This window comes from Brevundimonas mediterranea, from assembly GCF_014196125.1.
GTDB classification, from domain to species: Bacteria; Pseudomonadota; Alphaproteobacteria; order Caulobacterales; family Caulobacteraceae; genus Brevundimonas; species Brevundimonas mediterranea.
The window spans coordinates 351,961-373,621 of sequence record NZ_JACIDA010000003.1 but is presented as its reverse complement, the minus strand read 5'-3'; the positions used below and the strand labels follow the sequence as shown (position 1 = coordinate 373,621).

The 21,661-nt window shown below is 69.2% G+C and carries 16 protein-coding genes; 8 read left to right on the top strand and 8 right to left on the bottom strand.

The genetic code is table 11. The features are described 5' to 3' along the window. Window positions 1-89 precede the first annotated feature (89 nt). A complete protein-coding gene (locus tag GGR11_RS15520) occupies window positions 90-1,364 on the bottom strand; it encodes an MFS transporter (protein ID WP_183198452.1) in 1,275 nt (424 codons plus the stop codon). A 152-nt stretch (window positions 1,365-1,516) separates the two neighbouring features. Here GGR11_RS15520 and GGR11_RS15515 point away from each other — a divergent pair, with 152 nt between their 5' ends. The 3 genes from GGR11_RS15515 to GGR11_RS15505 all read left to right on the top strand — a co-directional run bounded on the left by GGR11_RS15515 (window position 1,517) and on the right by GGR11_RS15505 (window position 6,306). Then, window positions 1,517-1,882: a hypothetical protein gene (locus tag GGR11_RS15515; protein ID WP_221205341.1), complete on the top strand. Its 366-nt coding sequence runs from the start codon at window positions 1,517-1,519 to the stop codon at window positions 1,880-1,882. 105 nt (window positions 1,883-1,987) lie between these two features. After that, entirely contained in the window at window positions 1,988-3,139 is a 1,152-nt protein-coding gene (locus GGR11_RS15510; RefSeq protein ID WP_183198448.1) for an efflux RND transporter periplasmic adaptor subunit, read from the top strand. Between the two features lie 2 nt (window positions 3,140-3,141). Beyond that, window positions 3,142-6,306 (top strand): efflux RND transporter permease subunit, encoded by a 3,165-nt coding sequence (locus tag GGR11_RS15505; RefSeq protein ID WP_183198446.1) that lies wholly within the window; start codon window positions 3,142-3,144, stop codon window positions 6,304-6,306. Window positions 6,307-6,341: 35 nt separating this feature from the next. On the opposite strand, the gene GGR11_RS15500 is transcribed toward GGR11_RS15505, so the two are convergent. From GGR11_RS15500 to GGR11_RS15475, 6 genes are all read right to left on the bottom strand, one after another. Next, the gene (locus GGR11_RS15500) at window positions 6,342-9,698 is read right to left on the bottom strand and encodes an error-prone DNA polymerase (RefSeq protein ID WP_183198444.1); all 3,357 of its coding nucleotides are present in this window, start codon (window positions 9,696-9,698) and stop codon (window positions 6,342-6,344) included. After that, window positions 9,695-11,263, bottom strand: a complete 1,569-nt coding sequence (locus tag GGR11_RS15495; RefSeq protein WP_343051158.1) for a Y-family DNA polymerase — start codon at window positions 11,261-11,263, stop codon at window positions 9,695-9,697. Before GGR11_RS15495 ends, GGR11_RS15500 begins: the two co-directional genes overlap by 4 nt. Beyond that, the gene (locus GGR11_RS15490) at window positions 11,154-11,798 is read right to left on the bottom strand and encodes a hypothetical protein (RefSeq protein ID WP_343051157.1); all 645 of its coding nucleotides are present in this window, start codon (window positions 11,796-11,798) and stop codon (window positions 11,154-11,156) included. Before GGR11_RS15490 ends, GGR11_RS15495 begins: the two co-directional genes overlap by 110 nt. A 202-nt stretch (window positions 11,799-12,000) precedes the next feature. Beyond that, window positions 12,001-12,588 (bottom strand): hypothetical protein, encoded by a 588-nt coding sequence (locus GGR11_RS15485; RefSeq protein ID WP_183198440.1) that lies wholly within the window; start codon window positions 12,586-12,588, stop codon window positions 12,001-12,003. Window positions 12,589-12,654: 66 nt separating this feature from the next. Then, window positions 12,655-13,062 carry a CBS domain-containing protein gene (locus GGR11_RS15480; RefSeq protein ID WP_008259009.1) on the bottom strand — a complete coding sequence of 136 codons (408 nt, stop codon included), beginning with the start codon at window positions 13,060-13,062 and terminating at the stop codon, window positions 12,655-12,657. A gap of 89 nt (window positions 13,063-13,151) precedes the next feature. Beyond that, the gene (locus GGR11_RS15475) at window positions 13,152-14,990 is read right to left on the bottom strand and encodes a YfbK domain-containing protein (protein ID WP_183198438.1); all 1,839 of its coding nucleotides are present in this window, start codon (window positions 14,988-14,990) and stop codon (window positions 13,152-13,154) included. 161 nt (window positions 14,991-15,151) lie between these two features. Here GGR11_RS15475 and GGR11_RS15470 point away from each other — a divergent pair, with 161 nt between their 5' ends. Beyond that, on the top strand, window positions 15,152-17,014 hold the full coding sequence (locus tag GGR11_RS15470) for a monovalent cation:proton antiporter-2 (CPA2) family protein (RefSeq protein WP_183198436.1): 1,863 nt from the start codon (window positions 15,152-15,154) through the stop codon (window positions 17,012-17,014). Window positions 17,015-17,018: 4 nt separating this feature from the next. On the opposite strand, the gene GGR11_RS15465 is transcribed toward GGR11_RS15470, so the two are convergent. Further along, complete coding sequence (locus tag GGR11_RS15465; protein ID WP_183198434.1) at window positions 17,019-17,645, bottom strand: DUF4168 domain-containing protein; 627 nt, start codon at window positions 17,643-17,645, stop codon at window positions 17,019-17,021. A gap of 218 nt (window positions 17,646-17,863) precedes the next feature. On the opposite strand from GGR11_RS15465, the gene GGR11_RS15460 reads away from it, so the two are divergent. The 4 genes from GGR11_RS15460 to GGR11_RS15445 are packed head-to-tail and all read left to right on the top strand — an operon-like array spanning window position 17,864 to window position 21,498. After that, a complete protein-coding gene (locus GGR11_RS15460; protein ID WP_183198432.1) occupies window positions 17,864-18,880 on the top strand; it encodes a phospholipase C/P1 nuclease family protein in 1,017 nt (338 codons plus the stop codon). Next, on the top strand, window positions 18,880-20,349 hold the full coding sequence (locus GGR11_RS15455) for a tetratricopeptide repeat-containing sulfotransferase family protein (RefSeq protein ID WP_183198430.1): 1,470 nt from the start codon (window positions 18,880-18,882) through the stop codon (window positions 20,347-20,349). The genes GGR11_RS15460 and GGR11_RS15455 overlap by 1 nt, the downstream gene beginning before the upstream one ends. 10 nt (window positions 20,350-20,359) lie before the next feature. Then, entirely contained in the window at window positions 20,360-21,175 is an 816-nt protein-coding gene (locus GGR11_RS15450) for an RNA methyltransferase (RefSeq protein ID WP_183198428.1), read from the top strand. Next, a complete protein-coding gene (locus tag GGR11_RS15445; protein WP_183198426.1) occupies window positions 21,172-21,498 on the top strand; it encodes a YnfA family protein in 327 nt (108 codons plus the stop codon). Before GGR11_RS15450 ends, GGR11_RS15445 begins: the two co-directional genes overlap by 4 nt. Window positions 21,499-21,661 lie beyond the last annotated feature (163 nt).

The window sequence follows — 21,661 nt, the reverse complement described above, 5'->3', positions numbered from 1 at the left end:
GAACGGACTGGCGACCGCCAACAGTCCTATTCCATGCGGGGCTGGCCGTGGCTCGTCGGGAACCAGGGCGTCAGACCTGATGTGGGCGTTCAGGCGTGGACGACGGCCGCGCTTCGATCCGGACGGCGTGTGGCCCGTTGCGCCAGGATGATCATTCCGATTGACGTCAGGACGGGGCCGGCGGCCATGAAGCCGCGCAGCCGTTCCGCTGTCGCATCCGGATGGATTACAACGGCGACGATCAGCACCCCCAGCGCCAGAGTGATCTTCGCCAAGGCGCTGAAAACGGCGAAAGCCAGGCCTTGGCGGTCGGCCGGAAGACGAGACGCCAGGTCGCTGAAACTGGCCCACTTCGCCATCCCCAAACCGCCGTTGCCCAGGCCGAACAGCCAGGCGCCGACGATGAAGGCGATCGGCGCGTCGAACGGCGCCAGAACGAAGACGACGGCCCCGGCGGCCTGCAGCAGAGCCGAAACCATGAACAGGGCGACACGGCGCGCCGGAGGAAATAACGCGAGCCAGAGCGGCTGGCCGCAGCAGACGCCCGCGGCGGCGGCGGCGATCAGGGCGCCGCCCGTCGTCGATGAGACGAAGGCTCGGGTCGCGAAATAGGGCTCCAGCTTCTGAAACAGAGAGGGGCCCGACATCATCAGGACCATCATGGCGAACAGGGGCCATAAGGCCGCCAGACCGAGGCCCGATCCTTTCAACGGGACCGGCACGTCCAGAACGGCTGTATCCGCCGAGCGCCGCAGGCGCCAGTTCAGCAGAACCGCCGTCGTTACGGCGACCAGGGCGGCGAGCAGCGACAGGCCGATGAGCATGACGCCCCCGCCGCCGCGCCGCTCGGCGGCGATCAAGGGACCGACGACGGCGGCGACGCTGAGATTTCCCAGGCCGCTGGCGAAAATACGCGTGACCGCCACCCGCGACCGCGCCTCGGCTTCCAAGGTCGCATTGGCCATCAGGGAGTTCTGAGAGACGTCGTAGACGGCGAAGGCGAGGCGAAACAGGACGCCGGTCGCCAGGGCCCAGGCGACGCGCATCGGTTCCGGAAGCAGGGCGGTGGCGACCACGCCCACCAGGGCGACGCCGCTGAAGATCGCGCCCAGGGCTTGCAGGCCGGCTGCGCGCCTCATGCCCGCCGGCCGGCGAAGCAAGAGACGGCCCGCCTGAAAGTCAAAGGCTGCGCTGACAAGAAAGCCGGCCGCCAGGACGCCGGCCATATGGATGGGGGGCAGGCCCGCCACCTCGGTCAGGAAAAAGGCGAACAGGATCTCGCCGCCGTACCAGAACAGGCTCTTGCCGTAGTGAGCCGCACCATAGGCGGCGGTCGTGGTCCATCCGTCGCGCCTGCCGAGCACTGAAACGCCCCATCTTCCAGAAGCTTTCCAGAAGCTCTCGCTCTTACCAGCCGCTTGTGACGGTCCAACGTCAGACGGCGGGCGCTAGCCGAAGAAGTGGGCCTTCAGCGGCAGCGATATCCGACCGGCGCAAGGCGGCGACGACTTTGCTGATGATCGGTGATAAGAACACGTCAATGCTCACACCTCTGCGGGTCATGGTCAGTCGATTTGGCTTCGTCAGCGTCCTGCTGCTGACGCTGGCCTTTGCCGTGCCCGCTTTCGAAACCCACGCCTGCGCGCTCCAACCTGCATCCGTCGAAGCCGCATCTCTGGCCGACGGCGCCGGCGATCGCCAGTGCCCCGACTGCGGGCCTGCGTGCGCCAACGGCTGCTGCCACGCGCCGCATTCGGCCGTGTCCAACGACATGGCCACGCCGCGTTTCATTGCGGTCTTCGGCCAGCCCCACGCCTGGAGCGACAGCGTCGCCTCACCGCTTGGGCGGCCTGACGGTCCTGAGCGGCCTCCCAGAATCTGATCCTCGGCCGGACCCGGCGTCCGGCCCTGCTTGAGCCCTGCGCGCGGCGGCGACGCCGCGCGTCCTGAACTCTGGGCCCGGCCGTGCGCCGGGCGAGGATCGATCATGACCTTGAAGAAACACTGGCTGATGAGCGGCGCCGCCGTCGTCATCGCCCTGGGCGCGGGCTTCGGCGCCGCCCGACTTATGGAGCGCCCGCCCGCCGAGGCCGACCACGCAGAGGCGGACGGACATGCCGACCCATCCGCCGAGGCGGCTTTCGTCGCCCTGACGCCCCAGGCGGCCGCGCGGGCCGGCGTCTCCGTCGTCGCCGTTCAGCGGGGCGGCGGGGCCGAGCTGAAACTGCCGGGCCGGGTCGCCTTCGCGCCCGGCGCCGAGGCGGTCGTGGACGCCCCTCTGGGCGGCGCCGTCGTGCGCGTCCACGTCGGCCTGGGCGATCGCGTGGCCGCCGGTTCGCCGCTGATCACCGTGCGCAGCCCGGACGGCGCAGCCTCCCGCGCCGACGCCGACGCGGCCGGGGCGACGGTCGAGGCGGCCCGCGCGGCCGAACGCCGCGACCGCACCCTGTTCGAACAGGGCTGGGTCTCGCAGGCCCGGCTGGACGTCACCGCCGCCGAGACCCGCCGCGCCGAGGCCCAGCATCGCGCCGCCCGCGCCCGCGTCGGCGCTTTCGGCGCGCCGGGGTCCGACGGCCTGACGGTGGTCCGCAGTCCCATCGCCGGCGTCGTCACCCGCCTGAGCGCCGCGCCGGGCCAGGTGCTGCACGAAGAGGCGTTGCAGGTCGCCGCCGTCGCCGATCCGGGGCGCGTCGAACTGCTGTTCGAGGCGCCGCCCGCGGCCGCCGCCATCCTGAAGGTTGGCGACAGGCTGGAAAGCACAGTCGCCGGATCACGCGTCGTGTCGGGCGTCGTCATCGCCATCGCCCCGGCCAATGCGAACGGCGTCGTCATCGTTCGCGCCCGCCCGTCGGGCGACGCGCCGCCGGCGGGATCCGTCGTCTCGGCTCGCGTCTCGGCCGGCGCCGGGACGGGAACGCCCGTCGCGCCGCTGGACGCGGTGCAGACCCTGGAGGGAACGCCGTCCGTCTTCGTGCAGGAGAATGGAGGGTTCCGCGCCCGGCCTGTCGTGACCGGCCGAACATCCGATGGTCGCATCGAGATCGTGTCCGGCCTGACGGACGGCGAGCGTATCGCCGGCGCCGGGGCCTTCCTGCTCAAGGCCGAACTGGCCAAGGGCGAAGCCGAGCACGGACACTGATCATGCTGAACCGGATCATCGACGCCTCGGTGCGTTTCCGCTGGCTGGTCGTCGGACTGGCCGTGGTGCTGGCCATCCTGGGCGGACGCGAACTGCTGCACCTGCCCATCGACGCCGTGCCCGACATCACCAACCGTCAGGTGCAGATCACCACCGTCGCCCCGGCGCTGGGGCCGGAGGAGGTCGAACGCCAGGTCACCTTCCCGCTGGAGACCGCGCTGGCCGGCCTGCCGGGTCTTACAGAGACGCGGTCCCTGTCACGCCACGGCTTTTCCCAGATCACCGCCGTCTTCACCGACGCGACGGACATCTATTTCGCCCGCAACCTGGTCAACGAACGGCTTCAGGCGGCGCGCGAGGACCTGCCCGCAGGGCTTTCACCGTCGATGGGGCCGGTCGTGACGGGCCTGGGCGAGGTCTATATCTGGACGCTGGAACTGACCGGCCCGGCGGCGCGGCCCGGCGCCGCCTATGTCACGCCCGAGGGCGAACGTCTGGTCTCCGATCAGGAGAAGGCCACCTATCTCCGCACGATCCAGGACTGGCTCGTCGCCCCCCAGTTGAAGACCGTTCCCGGCGTCGCCGGCGTGGACGTGCTGGGCGGCTATGTGAAGGAGTATGCGGTCCATCCCGACCCCGGTCGCCTCGCGGCCTACGGCGTGGGTCTGGTGCAACTGGTCGAGGCGCTGGAGCACGCCAACCGCATCGCCGGCGCGGGCTACGTCAACCGCGCGGGAGAAGCCTATATCGTCCGCGCCGACGCCCGGCTGAAGAGCCTGGACGATCTGGCCCAGACGCCCATCCTCAATCGCGGCGGCCAGGTGATCCGCGTCTCCGACGTGGCGACGGTCGAGATCGGCCGCGCGCCCCGCCTGGGCTCGGCCAGCGCCGACGGCCGCGAGACCGTGGTCGGCACGGCGCTGATGCTGCAGGGCGAGAACTCGCGCGAGGTGGCCCGCCGCGTCGGCGCACGCCTTCAGGAAATCACGCCCAGCCTGCCGCCCGGCGTGCGCCTGCGGCCTGAACTGGACCGGACCGAACTGGTCGAGGCGACCGTCCGCACCGTCGAGCACAATCTGCTGCTGGGCGCCCTGCTGGTCGTCGCCGTGCTGTTCTTCGCCTTGGGCAATGTCAGGGCGGCGATCATCACCGCCCTGGTCATTCCGCTCAGCTTCCTGTTCGCCGCCTCGGCGATGAACCGGTTCGGCATCAGCGCCAATCTGCTCAGCCTCGGCGCGCTCGACTTCGGCCTGATCGTCGACGGGGCCGTGGTGGTGATCGAGAACACCCTGCGCCGGCTCGGCCTCAAGAGCGCAGAGAAGGGGCGCGCCCTCACGACCGCCGAACGTCTGTCCATCGCTGCGGCCTCGGCGCGTGAGATGGCCCGGCCGGCCGCCTTCGGCCAGGCGATCATCCTGCTGGTCTACGCCCCCCTGCTGATGTTCGAAGGCGTGGAGGGCAAGATGTTCGGACCGATGGCCGCGACCGTGATGCTGGCCCTGGCCGCCGCCTTCGTTCTCAGCTTCACCTTCGTGCCGGCCATGGCGGCCCTGCTGGTCAGGGAGCCCAGGGCGGATCACGAGGAGACGCGCCTGACACGCGCGGCCAAGGCCCGCTATCAGCCGCTGCTGAAAGGAGCCATCGCCCGGCCCCGGCTGGTGCTGATGGGCGCGGGGATCGCCCTGATCGCGGGTCTGGTCGCCTTCCTGACCCTGGGTCGCGAGTTCGTGCCCCAGCTCGACGAGGGCGACGTGCTGGTCCAGGCCCTGCGCGTGCCCTCGACCTCGCTGGAACAGAGCCAGGCGATGCAGTTCCAGGTCGAACGCACGCTGAAGGCCATGCCGCAGGTCGAGCGGGTCTTCACCCGGACAGGCACCGCCGAGGTCGCGTCGGACCCCATGCCGCCGTCGATCTCGGACACCTTCGTCATCCTGAAGGACCGCCGCGACTGGCCTGAACCGGGACTGGCCAAGGCCGATCTGGTGGCGGACATGGAGGAACGGCTGTCGAGCCTGCTGGGCAACAATTACGAGTTCACCCAGCCCATCGAGATGCGGTTCAACGAGCTGATCGCCGGGGTCCGGTCGGACGTGGCGGTCATGATCTATGGCGACGATTTCGCCGCCATGGACCGCACGGCCCGGCAGGTGGCCGGCGTATTGAACGGCATCGAGGGCGCGGCCGATGTGCGGGTCGAACAGGTGTCTGGCCAGCCGACCATCACCGCCAGTGTCGATCGCACTGTGGCGGCGGCGCAGGGCGTCCATGCGTCCGACGCCGCCGACGCCCTGGCCATCGCCTTCGCCGGCCGCTCCGCCGGCCAGGTCAACGAGGGCGATCGACGCTTCGACGTCGTCGTGAGGCTGGACGACGCCTTGCGCGCAGACCCTACGGTCATGGAGCAACTGCCGGTCATGCCGGAGAACGCCCAGGCCGGCGCCCCGACCGTGCCCCTGTCCTCGGTCGCCCGTTTCGACGTGGCCGAGGGGCCGAACCAGATCAGTCGCGCCGACGGAAAGCGTCGCATGATCGTCCAGGCCAATGTGCGCGGTCGCGACCTGGGCGGCTTCGTCGCCGAGGCGCAAGCCAGGGTCGCCGCTCAGGTCCAGCCGCCGCCGTCCGGCTGGATCGACTGGGGCGGACAGTTCGAGAACCTGCAGCGTGCCTCGGCCCGCCTGGCCCTGATCGTGCCCATCGTCTTCCTGACCATCGGCGGCCTGCTGGTCCTGGCCCTGCGGTCGTGGAAGGACGCGGCCCTGGTCTTCGCGGGCGTGCCCCTGGCCCTGGTCGGGGGGGCGCTGGCGCTTGCGCTGCGCGGCATGCCGCTGTCGATCAGTGCGGCGGTCGGCTTCATCGCCGTGTCAGGCGTTGCGACCCTGAACGGCCTGGTGCTGATGCAGGCCATTCGCCAACGCCTGACGGATGGCGACCCGCCGGGCGAGGCCGCGCTTCACGGCGCCGTCAGCCGTCTGCGCGCCGTCCTGACGACGGCCCTGGTGGCGGTGCTGGGGTTCGTGCCCATGGCGTTCGCGGCGGGGGCGGGGGCCGAGGTGCAGAAGCCGTTGGCCACGGTCGTCATCGGTGGCCTGACCACCGCGACGGTGCTCACACTGATCGTCCTGCCCGTTCTTGCGGCGCTGTGGCGAGAGGTTCCGGAGCACGAATGACCTGAATCGAACGGAGTATGCCTGGGCGGCGGAGCTCAGTGGAAATCTCGCGAGCCCGGCAGGATGCGGACGTCCCGGGGGTGGCTGTGTGGGGCGTGACGGGGCGGTTGGGGATTGGCGACAATGTCCGCGCGGGCCAGTTGGACGGAGGTGTCGTGGTCTTCGGACAGGCGTGACAGTTCGCTGGAGCGGTCGATGACGCGGCGGGCGACCAGGTGGACGACGCCTTCCGGGCTTTTTTCCACGACGCCTTCGACCTCCATCAGCCGGGCGGCCATGACCTCGCGGCGGAACTGTTCGAACATCCGCGCCCACAGGACGACATTGGTGATGCCGGTCTCGTCTTCCAGGGTGACGAAGATGGCGTTGCCCTTGCCCGGCCGCTGACGAACCAAGACCACGCCGGCGACCCGCACCAGGGCGCCGCCGCGTTTCGCCTCGGTCTGGGCGCAGGTCAGCATCCGCTCGGCGTCGAACAGGGGGCGCAGGATGCTCATCGGATGCGCCTTCAGGGACAGGCGCAGGGTCTGATAGTCGGCGGCGACATGCTCGCCCAGCGGCATGGTCGGCAGTCTGGCGTCGGGTTCGGCGCCCAGCTCGCGGGCATCGGCGGCGGCGAACAACGGCAGGGGCGCATCGTCCGGCAGACGGCGCACGGCCCACAGGGCCTCGCGTCGATCCAGGCCCAGCGAGCGGAAGGCGTCGGCGTCCGCCAGCTTGCGCATGGCGGCGGCGGGCAGGGCGGCGCGTCGCGCCAGAGTCTCGACGTCGCAGGGGCGGGCGGCGGCGCGAGCGGCGACCAGCGCCTGGGCCCAGTCCTCGCGGAATCCGTCGATCTGACGCAGGCCGAGCCGCAGCGCCGGCGCGCCCTTCGGGCCTTCCAGGCTGTTGTCCCAATCACTGCAGGAGACATCGACCGGGCGCACCTCGACCCCATGCTCCTGGGCGCCTCGCACGATCTGGGCCGGGGCGTAGAAGCCCATCGGCTGGCTGTTCAGCAGGGCGCAGGCGAAGGCCGCCGCATGGTGGTGTTTGATCCATGATGATACATAGACAAGCTGCGCGAACGAGGCGGCGTGGCTTTCAGGAAAGCCGTAGGATCCAAACCCCTTGATCTGGTCGAAGCAGCGTTGGGCGAAGGTCGGGTCATAGCCACGCTCGATCATGCGGCCGACCATCCGGTCTTCGTAGGTGTGCAGGGTTCCGTCGCCCCGGAAGGTGCCCATGGCCTTCCTCAGGCCGTTGGCCTCTTTCTCGGTGAACTCGGCGGCGACCATGGCGACCTTCATCGCCTGCTCCTGAAACAGAGGCACGCCCAGGGTCTTCTCTAGCACCCTCTCCAACTCGTCCTGTGGGTATTTCGGCCCCGGTTTGGAATAGTCAGGCTGCTCCAGCCCGTTGCGACGGCGCAGATAGGGATGGACCATGTCGCCCTGGATCGGACCGGGCCGGACGATGGCCACCTGAATCACCAGATCATAGAGTTTGCGCGGCTTCAGCCGGGGCAGCATGTTGATCTGCGCGCGGCTCTCGACCTGGAAGACGCCGATTGAGTCGCCCTGGCACAGCATGTCGTAAACGCCGGCGTCATCGGCCGGGATGGTATGCAGCGCCCAGTCCTCCTCCGAATGGGTGCGGATCAGGTCGAAGGCCTTGCGGATGCAGGTCAGCATGCCGAGCGCCAGCACATCGACCTTCATCAGGCGTAGTTCGTCGATGTCGTCCTTGTCCCATTCGATGAAGGTGCGGTCGGCCATGGCGGCGTTGCCGATGGGGACCAGTTCGTCCAGCCGGTCCTGGGTCAGGACGAAGCCGCCGACGTGCTGGGACAGGTGGCGGGGAAAACTCAGCAGCCGCGTCGCCATCGCCACGGCGCGCCGGATCATCGGATTGGTTGGGTCTAGCCCGGCCTGTTCGACATGGCGGTCGCCGATCTCGCTGCCCCAACTGCCCCACTGGCTGGAGGCCAGACGGGCGGTGACGTCCTCGGTCAGGCCCAGGGCCTTGCCCACGTCGCGGATGGCGCTCTTGGGACGATAGCGGATGACGGTGGCGGCGATGCCGGCGCGTTCGCGGCCATAGCGCGTGTAGATGTGCTGGATGACCTCCTCTCGCCGCTCGTGCTCGAAATCGACATCGATGTCGGGCGGTTCGCCTCGGTCCGACGACAGGAAGCGTTCGAACAACAGGTCGGATTCCGCCGGATCCACCGCCGTGATGCCCAGCACATAGCAGACGGCGGAATTGGCCGCCGAACCGCGCCCCTGACACAGGATCCGCTTGTCGCGCGCCACCCTCACGATGTCGTAGATGGTCAGGAAGTAGGGTGCGTAGTCGGCCTTTGCGATGAAGGCCAACTCCTTCTCCAACAGCACCCGCACCTTGTCGGGGACGCCCTGGGAATAGCGTATCTCGGCGTGCAGCCAGGTCAGATGTTCCAGCCAGGCCTGCGGCGTCTGGTCGGGCGGGGTCGTCTCCTCGGGGTACTGATAGCTGATGTCGCTGAGGTCGAAACTGACGCGGGCCAGCAGGTTCGCGGTCTCGGCGACGGCCTCGGGCGCGTTGCGGAACAGGCGGGTCATTTCGGCGGGCGGCTTAAGCCAGCGTTCGCCGTTGGCGTTCAGACGCCGCCCCGCCGCCTCCACCGTGACGCCTTCGCGGATGCAGGTCAGCACGTCCTGCAGGTCGCGCTGGTCGGCGTCGTGATAGAGGACGTCGTTGACCGCCAGCAGCGGGACGCCGCTCTGTTCCGCCAGCGCCTTCAGCCGCGCAAGCCGCCGCCCGTCGTCGCCGCGCCGGCTCATGGCGACGCCCAGCCAGACCGCGCCGGGCGCTGCCTCGGTCACACGCTCAAGCGTCCGGTCCAGACCGTCCAGCCGGGCGTCCGGCATGAGGATCAGCAGCAGATCCTCCGGTGCGGCGAGCAGGTCGCGCAGCCCGATTTCGCACTGGCCCTTCACGGCCCGGCGATTGCCAAGGGTCAGCAGCCGCGTCAGCCGCCCCCAGCCGGCCCTCGTCTCGGGATAGGCGATGATGTCGGGCGTTCCGTCGTTGAACGCCAGACGCGCGCCGGTCGCCAGTTTGAAAGTCGCGGCCCGTCGTCTGACCTCTTCCGACAGGGCCGGATCGTTCAACCGATCCTCGACATAGGTCGCTTCGCCAGGCCCTGCGCCGTCGCGCACGACATCGGGCGGCGACAGGCCGTCTTCGCGCAGGCTACGCAGGGCGCTCCAGGCCCGCACCACCCCGGCGACCGTGTTGCGGTCGGCCAGGCCCAATCCGGAATGACCGCGCAGGATCGCGGTCAGCACCAGATCCTTCGGATGCGACGCCCCGCGCAGGAAGGAGAAGTTGCTGGCGCTGGCCAGTTCGGCATACTCAGGCGTGCTCATGCGAACAGGCCGTGTACGAACCAGCGCGGCTCGTCGGTCTCGCCGTACAGCCCCTGACGGAACAGCCAGAACCGGCGGCCTTCGCGGTCTTCGACGCGATAGTAGTCGCGCGTCTTCTGATCCGGCGCGCGCCACCATTCGCCGCCGATCCGCTCCGGTCCTTCGGCGCAAGCCACCTCATGCAGCACCCGGCGCCAGCGGAAGCGCAAGGGCGAGCCGTCGGGCACCTCGGCCAGGGTCTCGACCGGCTGGGGCGGGTCGAACATCTGCAAGGGGCGTAACGGCGGATCGTCAGGCGTCAGATCCGGCCAGTCCTGGGCCGCTCGCCCGACCTTCATTGTCGCCGGGACCATCCGTACGGCGCGCTCGGGAATGTGCGACCCCAGAGGTTCGAATCGCAGCACGGCTTCAGGCCCCAGCCGCGCCGTCAGCCGGTCGATCAGGCGGCTGAAATCCTCGCCGTCCGGTCTGTCGCCGTCCAGGCTTCGCTGGTCGGGTTTCAGCGTCTGGGTCTCGAGAACAGACAGCCTGATCTGATCGAAGCCGAAGCCGGGGTCCAGAGGATTGGCCAGGGCCGCGAGCCTTTCACGGAACAGACGAAGCACCGCGATCCGGTCGCGCGTGGCCCGGCCGGTCCGCACGACGATACGTCGGATCTCGCCATCGACGCGGTAGAAGCCCGCCTCAAAGGCCCGGCCGCCCTGGCTTGCCTGATCCAGTCGATCCGCAGTCTCGATCAACAGATCGGACAGGACGCGTTCCATATCCGCGTCATCGACGATGGGTTCGAAGAAGATGCGGTCGACGGTGATGGGCGGCGGCGGCCGGTGCGGCGTGATGCGCATGTCCTCGTCACCCAGGATCCGCGCCAGCCGGGCGGAAAAGTCGGCCCCGAAGCGCGCGGCTAGCGGCGCGCGCGGACGATCGTCCAGATCGGCGATCCGCTTCAGACCCGCGCGCTGCAGGGCCTGGGTCTCGCGTTGCGAAAGTTCCAGCGCCGCGACCGGAAGCCGACGCACCTCCTGTCGATCCTGTCCCGCTTCGAACCGTCCGCCCGGCCCGAAACGGGCCAGAGCGCGCGCCGCCTGGGGCGTGGACGCCAGGGCGCTGCGGATCCCCAGGCCGATACGCCCCGCACGCTCATGCGCCGCGCGGACCAGTCCGGGTTCGTCGCCGAACAGATGGGCGCAGCCGGTCACGTCCAGCATAAGCCCGTGTGGCGCATCCTCGGCGATCATGGGCGTGAAGCGGCCGAAATCCTCCATCACCTGCAGCAGCAGGGCCGCGTCCATATCCGGTCGATGAACGATGGTGCGCAAGGCGGGCGTTCGGGCGCGGGCGTCGGCCAGCGTCAGGCCGGGGACCAGTCCCGCCGCAGACGCCGCCGGATCGACGGCGGCCAGCCGCAGCGCGCCGCCGATCTTCTCGACCAGGACCACAGGCCTCGGATCGGGCTCAGGCGACCCGTCTGCGGAACGGGTGCGACGCTTCAGCCGGTCGCTGGGCAGCCAGGGGAACCACAGCGCCAGATAGCGGCGCCGGTTCGCGGAACGATCGCGCGTCACGATCCCACTCCATGATCCAGGTTCTGGGCCCGCCCCCGCCGCGTCGCCGAAGCAGGGTGGCGGAAAAAGACGGTCTGCCCGGCGCTCCGCCCTCGAGCGGCGCGGACGCCACGGCGCGCACCGACCATCGGCTTTCGGCGGCGCTGGGCGCCGGGGCGGCGCCGGCCCTCGCCAGGAACAGCGTCCCGTGACCTCCCCCGGCCGCAAGCGCCAGCCGCCGACTGGCCGTCAGGGACAAGGCCCTGGCCTCGCCCCAGGCGCTGAGCAGCACGGCGCCCACCGCCGGTGTCCGTAACGCCTCCTCGCCGATAATGAGCAGCGTCTGAATGTCGGGCGCTCGCACCAGCAGCATGTCCGACGGCGCCAGCCCCATCTCATGCAGCCCCGGTCCATGCGGCCGCCCCGCCTCCAGCCCCATCATGTCGTGAAGCCCCCAGACGATGGCGCGTCCGTCCGCCGCCTGAAGCGCGGCGCCCAGGCCGAAGGCGTTGATCGCCACAGCGTCGGCCGGTGTTTCGGCGTACAGGTCATGCACTGCCCCGCGCGCCCAGCAGGATGGAAAGACGCTGGCGTCCCGTGTGTGGCGGGGAGCAAGCGAAAGGGTGCAGGCATTGAGTGATTCAAGCCGCGTCCTCAAGGCGGCCAAACGGTCATCAGGTCCAATGTTCTCCATTTGTTCCAAATGGCGCGCGATGCCGTGCGGAGTCAAGCGGGGCGATCTGAGCCTGCGCTCCTGTTCAGCGTTCCGCCAGGCTGGCTTCCGCACCCGGCATGACGCCGCTCGCCCGGGCCGGCGCCGCTTCCAGAATTTCCGTCACAGGTTGAAGCGTGTCGCGGGCCTGGCGCGCCAGGGCCAGAACGGCGGGCGGCGCGTCGTCGGGGCTCTCGGCCACGAGGTCCATCAGGCTTTCAGCCAACTGCATCAGACGCGGCGCGGCGGCGATCAGCCGGGACTGGAATTCAATGCGCTGGGGGTCGCGGTCATATTCCGCCCCGGGCACGCGCCAACCGCCCCAATCGGCGGTGTCAGTGACGACGACCGGATAGGTGCCGGGCTGGGGGTGGTGCAGGCAGTCCTCCTCCGCCTGCCACTTGTTGCGGGCCCGCAGAACGCGCCAGTCGCCGACCTCGGCCCCGGCGGCGTCCGCGGCGGCCATCATCAGTTCGGCGGCCGCGAACTCACGTCCCAGGCCGACGTCGTAGGTGACGCGCACCGGCTCGTCGAAACCCTTGGCCCAGACCGGCTGAACCTTCTCGATGGTCGCCCAGGCGCCCACGCACTCGACCCAGACCTTCTGACCCTTCTGGAACTGCGCGCGCGCCATTCTGATCTCCCACCGTTCAGGGTGCAGGATGACGGACGCCGGTTAGCGCGTGGTGAGGGGGGAGGGTTAACGCGAGATGCTCTCCAGCGTCTCGCCGGCGTATTTCTCCTTCACCCGGGTCGACAGGTCGCCCAGCGAGATGACACCGACGATGCGGCCATGCTTGTCCACCACCGGAGCACGGCGGATCTGGCGCGACCCCATCAGGTCCAGCACGGATTTCAGGTCGTCGGTGTCCAGCACCGTCTGCGGGTCGCGGGTGATGTATTCGACCACGGGCGCGGACGGGGCGGCGCCGGCCGCCAGGGCGCGCACGACGATGTCGCGGTCGGTGATGGCGCCGATCAACTGGTCGCCATCGGCCACGGGCACGAAGCCGAAATCCCCCTTGGCCATCCGGGCGGCGACCTCCTGGAGCGTGTCGCCGGGGCGGGCGAGGTGGACATCCTTGGTCATGACGTCGCGGATCTTCATGGCGGTCTCCTGGGGTGTAGCGTCACCGTGAAAACCCGCCGCGCACGGCGGGGTTCCGCCGCCGTGCGCCCGCTTGGCGCCGCTCGGCTTTAAGGCGCGCGGCGTTCAGGCAGGTCCTTGGCCGCGCGCACCAACTGGACGAACTCGGCCCGGTCGCCCCATGGATCCTCGCCCCGCGCGCCCTGGGCCTGGGCCAGCACCTGGTCCCAGCCATAGTCGGCGTTCATCCACGGGTCGTTGCGCAGCTTCTGGCCGAAGGCGGCCACAGCCAGGGCCCAGCGTGTGGCCTCGGGCGGTTGGGCGCTGACGGGGCCGGCGGCGCGATTGGTCAGAGGCTGCTGGATCAGGTCCGACCGGCTGCCGCCCGGCTGTTTGTAGCGGACCTGGATGAAGCCGATCTCACCGTTCGGATCGCCGCCCCCCACGCCGATCCGGTTGTCGGGATAGCGGCGCTCGGGAACCTGGGTCGGACCGCCGACCGGGGTGATCTCGTACAGGGCCGTGACGCTGGCCCCCGATCCGACCTCGCCCGCGTCGATCCGGTCGTTGGCGAAGTCCGCCTCGTTCAGAAGCCGGGTCTCGTAGCCGATCAACCGCCATTCGGCGACGCGGGCGGGATTGAACTCGACCTGGATCTTGACGTCGTCGGCGATGGGGAAGGCGCCCTTGTCGAACATCGGGCCGAACAGGCGCCGCGCGTCGCGCAGGTCGCCCACATAGGCCGCCACCCCATTGCCCGCCTGGGCGATGCTCTGCATCCGGGCGTCCTGGTAGTTGCCGCGCCCGAAGCCATAGACCGACAGATAGACGCCGGTCCCGCGCTTTTCGGCGACATAGTCTTCCAGCCGCTTGTTGTCGGTCACGCCGACGTTGAAGTCGCCGTCGGTGAACATCAGGATGCGATTGACCTTGTCGCGGGCGAAACTGGCCTGGGCCTGGTCATAGGCGTTGGTCATCCCGGTCGCCCCGGCCGTGCCGCCCGAGGCGCGAAGGCTGGCGACGGCGCAGCGCATCTTCAGCTTCTGATCGCCGGGCGTGGGCTGCAGGGTCGTGCCCGCGCCCTCGGCGTAATAGGTCACGGCCAGGCTGTCCTGCGGCCGCAGCCGGTCAATGGCCAGGTTCATCGCCTGTTTGGCCAGGTCCAGCTTATCCGGGCTGCGCATCGAGCCCGATACATCGACCAGGAAGGTCAGGTTCAGCGGCCGCTGCTCGCCCTGCGGCAGCTCATAGCCCTGCAAGCCGATGTGGACGATCTGGCGGCCGTCCGCCCAGGGCGAAGCGGCGACCGCGGTGGTGACGGCAAAAGGTCGAGCCTGGGAGGTCGGGCGGGCGTAGCCATAGTCGAAGGCGTTGATCAGCTCCTCGACCCGCACCGCGTCCGCCGGGGGGCTGCGGCCCTCGTCGATGAAGCGGCGGACATTCGAATAGGCGGCTGTGTCCACGTCGATCGAGAAGGTGGAGACCGGCTGGTCCGCCGTCCGCTTGACCGGATTGGGCGTGGCGTCGGGATAGGTTTCGGTGTCGGACGGGACCGGGGCGCCGGGCATGATGCGCGATCCGGTCACGACCACGGCGTTGAGTGGAGCCTGCTCCGGTGCGGCGGCGACCACCGCCGGCCGCATGGGTGCTGGCGGGGCCGGCGGCGGCGGGGGAGGAGGGGGCGGAGGGGGCGGAGGCGCGCCGCCCTCGACGCGGCTCTGGGACGGGGCCGTGATCGGCGTCGGTCGGGCTGGAGTGGTCAGACGTCGCATCGGTTCGGCCGGTGGCGACAGGACAAAGCCCAAGGGCGCACAGGCGGCCGGCGTGGCTTCTCCGTCCAATGACGGGCTTTGGGGCTGGGCCGAGGCGAAGGTGGGAACCGCGACGGGCGGCGCCGCGACGGACAGGCCCAGGGTGGCGGCGACGGCGATCTTGACGAGACGCGACATGGCTTCCTCCGGTTGTTCTAGACGCTACTCCGCTTGTCGGCTGAGGCGAAACTGTGGCGATCCAGTTGCTTGTTTCTGCTACATTCGCGATCGCGTCGTCGGCGCCATCTCGCAATCCGACGGCTTCGCCCCCACAATGGAGGTCGAGCGAAGGGGTGACGATGGCCGAGGCGACGACGGGACTGGATCTGGGCGCGGCTGCGGCCCTGCTGGCGGCGGGCGTTATCGCGGTGCCGGTGTTCAAACGGGTCGGTCTGGGCTCGGTGCTCGGCTATCTGGCGGCGGGTCTGGCCATCGGGCCGTTCGGCCTGAAACTGTTTCAGGAACCCGAGACCATCCTGCATGTCGCCGAGTTCGGCGTGGTCATCTTCCTGTTCATCATCGGGCTGGAGATGCGGCCCAAACGCCTGTGGGGGCTTAGGAAAGAGATCTTCGGCCTGGGCGCGGCCCAGGTTCTGTTCTGCGGCCTGATCCTGACCCTGACGGCCATGTTGGCGGGCTTTTCGGCGCCGGTCGCCTTTGTCGGCGCCATGGGCTTCGTCCTGTCATCGACGGCCGTCATCATGCAGATGCTGGAGGAGCGGGGCGAGATCGCAGGCGGGCCTGGCCAACGGTCGGTGTCTATCCTGCTGCTGGAAGATCTGGCCATCGTACCCCTGCTGGCGATCGTCGCCATCCTGGCCTCCGTCCTGGGTGTGGCGAACGAACAGGCGCCGCCCCTATGGCAGACCATCGGGTTTGCGGTGGCGGCGGTCGCCGGGGTGCTGACGGCCGGCAAATATCTGGTCAATCCGATCTTCCGCCTATTGGCGCGGTACGGCGGTCGCGAGGTGATGACGGCGGCGGCCCTGCTCGTCGTGGTCGGCGCCGCCTGGGCCATGTCGCTGGGCGGACTGTCGATGGCCATGGGCGCCTTCCTGGCCGGGGTGCTGCTGTCTGAATCCACCTTCCGTCACCAGCTGGAAGCGGATGTGGAGCCTTTCCGCGCCATCCTTCTGGGCCTGTTCTTCCTCAGCGTCGGCATGTCGCTGGATCTGTCGGTGGTGGTCGCCGACTGGCGTCTGGTCGTCGGCGGCGTGGTCGCCTTCATGGCGGTCAAGGCGCTGGGCATCTATGCCGTCGCTCGCCTGTTCAAGGCCTCGCACCACGAGGCGGTCGAGCGGGCGGCCCTGTTCGCGCAAGGCGGCGAGTTTGCTTTCGTCCTTTACGGTGCGGCGGTGACGGCGGGTCTGTTCGACGCCCAGGTCGGCGCCATGCTATCGGCCATCGTCATTCTGTCCATGGCCCTGACGCCGCTGACCAGTCTGTTGACCCAACGCCTCCTGCCCAAGCCGACGCTGTCGGCCGAGGACGCCGAGGGGGTGGACTTCGCCAAGGACCTGCGCGGTCAGGTGCTGATCATCGGCTTCGGCCGGTTCGCCCAAGTCGTGTCCCAGCCCTTGCTGGCGCGGGATGTGGACGTCTCGATCATCGAGAACGACGTGGAGATGATCCAGGCCGCCTCGCAGTTCGGGTTCAAGGTCTATTATGGCGACGGCGCCCAGCTGCACACGCTGCGGGCCTCGGGTGCGGACGAGGCCGAGATCGTCCTGGTCTGCGTCGACAAGCCCGAGGTCGCCGACCGCATCGTCGAACTGGTCAAGTCCGAGTTTCCGACCACCAAGATCATGGCCCGGGCCTTCGACCGGGGGCATTCCATGCGGCTGATCCAGGCCGGCGTCGACTACCAGATCCGCGAGACCTTCGAGTCGGCGCTGAAGTTCGGCGAGCGCGCCTTGATCGAACTGGGCATGGACGAGGGTCAGGCGGAAGAGGCCATCGGCGACGTCCGCCGCCGCGACGAGGCGCGTCTGGATTTGCAACTGACGGGCGGAATCAAGGCCGGGCGCCAGCTGATGCGCGGCAATATGCCGACGCCGCAACCCGCTCCCTATGTGAAGCCGCGTCGCGAAGGCCGACTGCTGAACGAGGACGAGGCGGGTCCGGCCGCACCGGACACACGGCGCGAACCCGCCGAGACCTGACGCCCTATTGGGCGCCGGCCTCCTGTTGTCGGGCGCCGATCAACTCGGCTCGGGCCCGCAGGCCGACGTCCTGGGACACGGCGGTGGCGACGGCGTTGAAACGGTCCACCGCCAGGCCGGACCCCTCGACGGCCGCCGTCAGCTGGGCGCTCTGTTCCGGGGTGGCCTGGCCGTTCTGGACATTGGCGGTGACGGCGCGAATCTGGGTCATGGCTTCGACGAACTGGCGCAGTTCCGCATCGCTGACGCCGGCCGCGACCGATCCGGGGGCGGGCTTCGGCGCCTTCATGGCGTTGATGCGGGCGTTGATCACCGGGCTCTCGGCGGCAGCGGTGGAGATGGCGTTGAAGCGCAAGACCTCCAGCCCGGAGTCCTGGACTGCAGCCGCCATTTCGGCCTGTTGTTCCGGCGTCGGCTGGGCGCCGTTCAGGGTGTCGCTGACCGCGCGGACGCGGGTGATGGCGGCATCGTATTTGCGCAATTCTTCGTCGGTGAAGTCGGCTGCGCCCGGGGCAGGCGCCGCAGTCGGGGCGGTCTGGCCCGAGGCTTCATAAGGGGTTTGGGCGTGTGCGCCGGCGGCGGTCAACAGAGCGGCGGCGGAAGCAAAAAGAGCGAGGCGGGGCGCGCGCATGGTGCGTGGTCCTTTCGATCTGGCGTCCACTTATGCCGTGCAAGGACGGCGACGACGCAATCACGTCATCGCTCCCCGATGGCTGTGGCGCCTGCAAGGATAAAGGGGCGGGGAGCCCGCTTAATCTAGGCGTTCGCGGCGTGATCGCCACCCCGGCGGGCTGGAGAGCCGATCAAGGATACGTTAGACGGGCGTGATCTCACTGAGGTTTGTCCGTCATGAAACGTCTCGTCATCGCCGCCCTGGCCCTCGTCGCCGTCGCAACCCCCGCCGTGGTCGACGCCTGGGGCAATACCGGCCACCGGCTGATCGGGATCGCCGCGATGCGCGCCCTGCCGGCCGACATGCCGGGCTTTCTGAAGACGCCCGGCGCCATCGCCGATGTCGGCGAGCTGGCCCGAGAGCCCGACCGCTGGAAGGGCGCCGGTCAGCCGCATGACCGTGAACGCGACACCGCCCATTTCATTGACCTGGACGACGACGGCCATGTCTTCGACACGCGCGGCATGCCCCTGGCCGAACTGCCGCGTCTGAAGTCGGAATATGACGCCGCCCTGACCAAGGCCGGTCTGGACGTCGACGACGCCGGCTATCTGCCCTACGCCATGATCGACGCCTGGCAGAACCTGGGCCGCGATTTCGCCTACTGGCGCGTGCTGAACGCGGCCGAGAGGCGCGAGACCAATATGGAGCGCCAGGCCTGGTACAGGGCCGACCGCCTGCGCCGCGAGGTCCTGATCCTGCGCGACATCGGGGTCATGGGCCACTATGTCGGCGACGGGTCGCAACCCCATCACACGACGATCCACTACAACGGCTGGGGCGAGTTCCCGAACCCCGAAGGCTTCACCAATTCGCGCCAGACCCACGGCCTGTTCGAAGGCGCCTTCACCAGCCGCGTCGCCCGCCTGGACGCGGTCGAGGCCGCCATGCCGGCCGCCGATTTGGACGGCTTCGACGTCAAGGCGCGCACCGTCTCCTATCTGACCACCACCTTGGGCACGGTCATCCCCTTCTACCGGCTGGAGAAAGCCGGGGCTTTCCGCGACAGCGATCCGCGCGGCGCCGCATTCGTCAATGAGCGTCTGGCGGCCGGCGCCGCCGAGCTGCGCGACTTCATCGCCACCGCCTGGACCGCCTCGGGCAGCGCCTCCATCGGCTGGCCTGCCGTCAAGGTGGCCGAGGTCGAGGCCGGGACCGCCGATCCCTGGATCGCCATGGTCGGTGAAGACTGATGTCCGACGCGGGCCAGGTCCGCCTGGCGCAAGGCGCCGCCCTCGAGCGCCTGGGGCGTATCCCCGAGGCCGTGACCCTCTATCAATCCGTCGTGGCCGAGCGACCGGAACTGGGCGACGTTTGGTACGATCTGGGGCGGCTTCTGCGGCGCATGCGTCGCCTGGACGACGCCCTGGCCGCCTATGACCAAGCCCTGGCCCAGCGCGCACGCGATCCGCAGGAAATCCACCTGAACCGCGCCGTGATCTTCGCCGAGGATCTGAACCGGCCCGATGCGGCCGAAACCGAGCTGAAGACGGCGCTCGCCCTGGCGCCCGCCTATGCGCCCGCCTGGCTCAACCTGGGCAATCTGCACGAGGACGCCGGGCGGCGGGACCAGGCTCGAGAGGCCTACGAGGCCGTCCTGGCTATCGATCCATGCCATGTAATGGCCTTGGCGCGGCTGGCGGGTTTGCAGACGGCGACGCCGCCGGATGATCCCCTGATCGGTCGGTTGAGGTCCGCCCTGGCCGCCACCCCGGAAGGGCTGGAACAGGCGGACCTGGGTTTCGCCCTGGGGCGGATTCTGGATGCGGCGGGCGAGTATGACGCCGCCTTCCAAGCCTATGTCGCCGCCAACCAGACCAGCGCAGCCCTGGCTCGCGCCAAGGGCGTGGTCTACGATCCGGCCCTGGCCGAAGCCTATGTTGATCGGCTGATCGCGGCGACGCCGGCCGCGGTTGCGGCGCTGGACGACGACGATCCCGAGGCGGCGCCGATCTTCATCTGCGGCATGTTCCGGTCCGGTTCGACCCTGGTCGAGCGTATTCTGGGCGGCCACAGCGGCGTGCGTGCGGGCGGAGAGCTGGATCTGCTGCCGACCCTGGCCGCCAATGTCTTCAACCCCTTCCCCGAGGCCCTGGGCGTGTTCGACGACGCCAGCCGGCGCAAGATTCGCGACGTCTATCTGAACGCCGTGCGTGAGCGCGTGCCCGGCGCCGGCGTGGTTACGGACAAGCGCCCGGACAACATCCTCTACATCGGCCTGGCCAAGACCCTGTTCCCCAAGGCCCGGATCATCCACACCGTGCGTAATCCGATCGACAACGCCCTGTCGGTCTTCTTCCTGCACCTGTCCTACGACATGGCCTATGCGCTGGATCTGGAACACGCCGCCCATTGGACGGCCCAGGAACGAAGGCTGGCTGCCCACTGGAAGTCCGTCTGGCCGGACGACGTGCATGAGGTCGACTACGACGACCTGGTGGCGCGGGGCGAGCCGGCCGTGCGCGATCTGGTGGCGGCCTGCGGCCTAGCGTGGGAGCCGTCGGTGATGGATTTCCATCGGCGCCAGGGACCCGTGCGCACCGCCAGCGTCTGGCAGGTGCGCGAGCCTCTGTACGCTCGCGCATCGGGACGGTGGAAGAATTATGCGCCGCATCTGAACGATCTGCGCACCGCTCTGGCTCGTTACGGTCTGGACGGGTAGGGAGGCGGCCATGTCCGCTTCTTCCGAATTCGCCGCCGCTGATTTCACGCCCCCCGCCGTCGTCCTCGACAAGTCGCAGATGGCCGAGAATATCGGAGCCGTGGCGCGCGTGATGGCCAACTTCGGCCTGACCGACCTGCGGCTGGTCACGCCGCGCGACGGCTGGCCCCAGGAGCGGGCCTGGGCCACGGCCTCGGGCGCCGACTGGGTGCTGGAAGGGGTGCGGGTGTTCGACAGCGTCGCCGAGGCGGTCGCCGACCTGAACACCGTCTTCGCCACCACCGCCCGCCCGCGCGAGACGCGCCAGCCGGTCCGCACCCCGCGCGAGGCCGGCCGCATCCTGTATGACGACACCGCCTCGGGCCTGAAGACCGGCCTGTTGTTCGGCGGCGAGCGGGCGGGGCTTGAGACGACCGACATCGCCCTGTGCGCCGGCATCGTCACCATTCCCATCGACCCGAAACACCACTCGTTGAACCTGGCCCAGGCGGTGGCGATCAACGCCTATGAGTGGCGCACCCTGATCCTGGACGCCCCGCCGCCCCGTTTCCGCGACAGCGAGCCGCCGGCGTCGAACGACCTGCTGGTCGGCATGTACGAACATCTGGAGGCGGAGCTGGAGCACGGCGGCTTCTTCTATCCCCCCGAGAAGAAGCGTTCGATGAGCCAGAACCTGCGCGTCATGCTGGGCCGCGCCGCCTTCTCCGAACAGGAGGTCGCCACCATGCGCGGCGCCATCCACGCCCTGGCCAAAGGGCGGGGCCGCGTCCTGGCCAAGCTGGCGGCGGAACGGGCGGCGAAGTCGAAGACGGACGCACCCGAGTGAAGTCCCTGCTGATCTATCCGCTGGCGGCGCTGGCGGAGATCGGCGGCTGTTTCGCCTTCTGGGCCTGGCTGAAGTTGGATCGCTCGCCGCTGTGGCTGGCGCCGGGCGTGGTTTGCCTGATCGCCTTCGCCGGACTGCTGACCCTGGTGCCCAGCGACGCGGCCGGTCGGGCCTTCGCCGCCTATGGCGGGGTCTATATCTGCGCCTCTCTGGTCTGGATGGCGGTGGTCGAGAAGGCGACGCCCGACCGCTGGGACCTGATCGGCGGGCTGGTCTGTCTGGTCGGGGCGGGAATCATCCTGTTCGGGCCGCGAAATCTCTAGGATTGTGGCCGAGCTTGCACGCCGCCTCTTCCCAAGTCGGACAAGGCGTGGCTCATTCGGCGAATGAAATTTCGAGCGATATTTTCCTGCGTTCTGGGGTTGGCGTCGTGTCTGTTCGCCAGCAATGCGCTCTCCCAATCCTACCGCGCTAATACGCCCATGT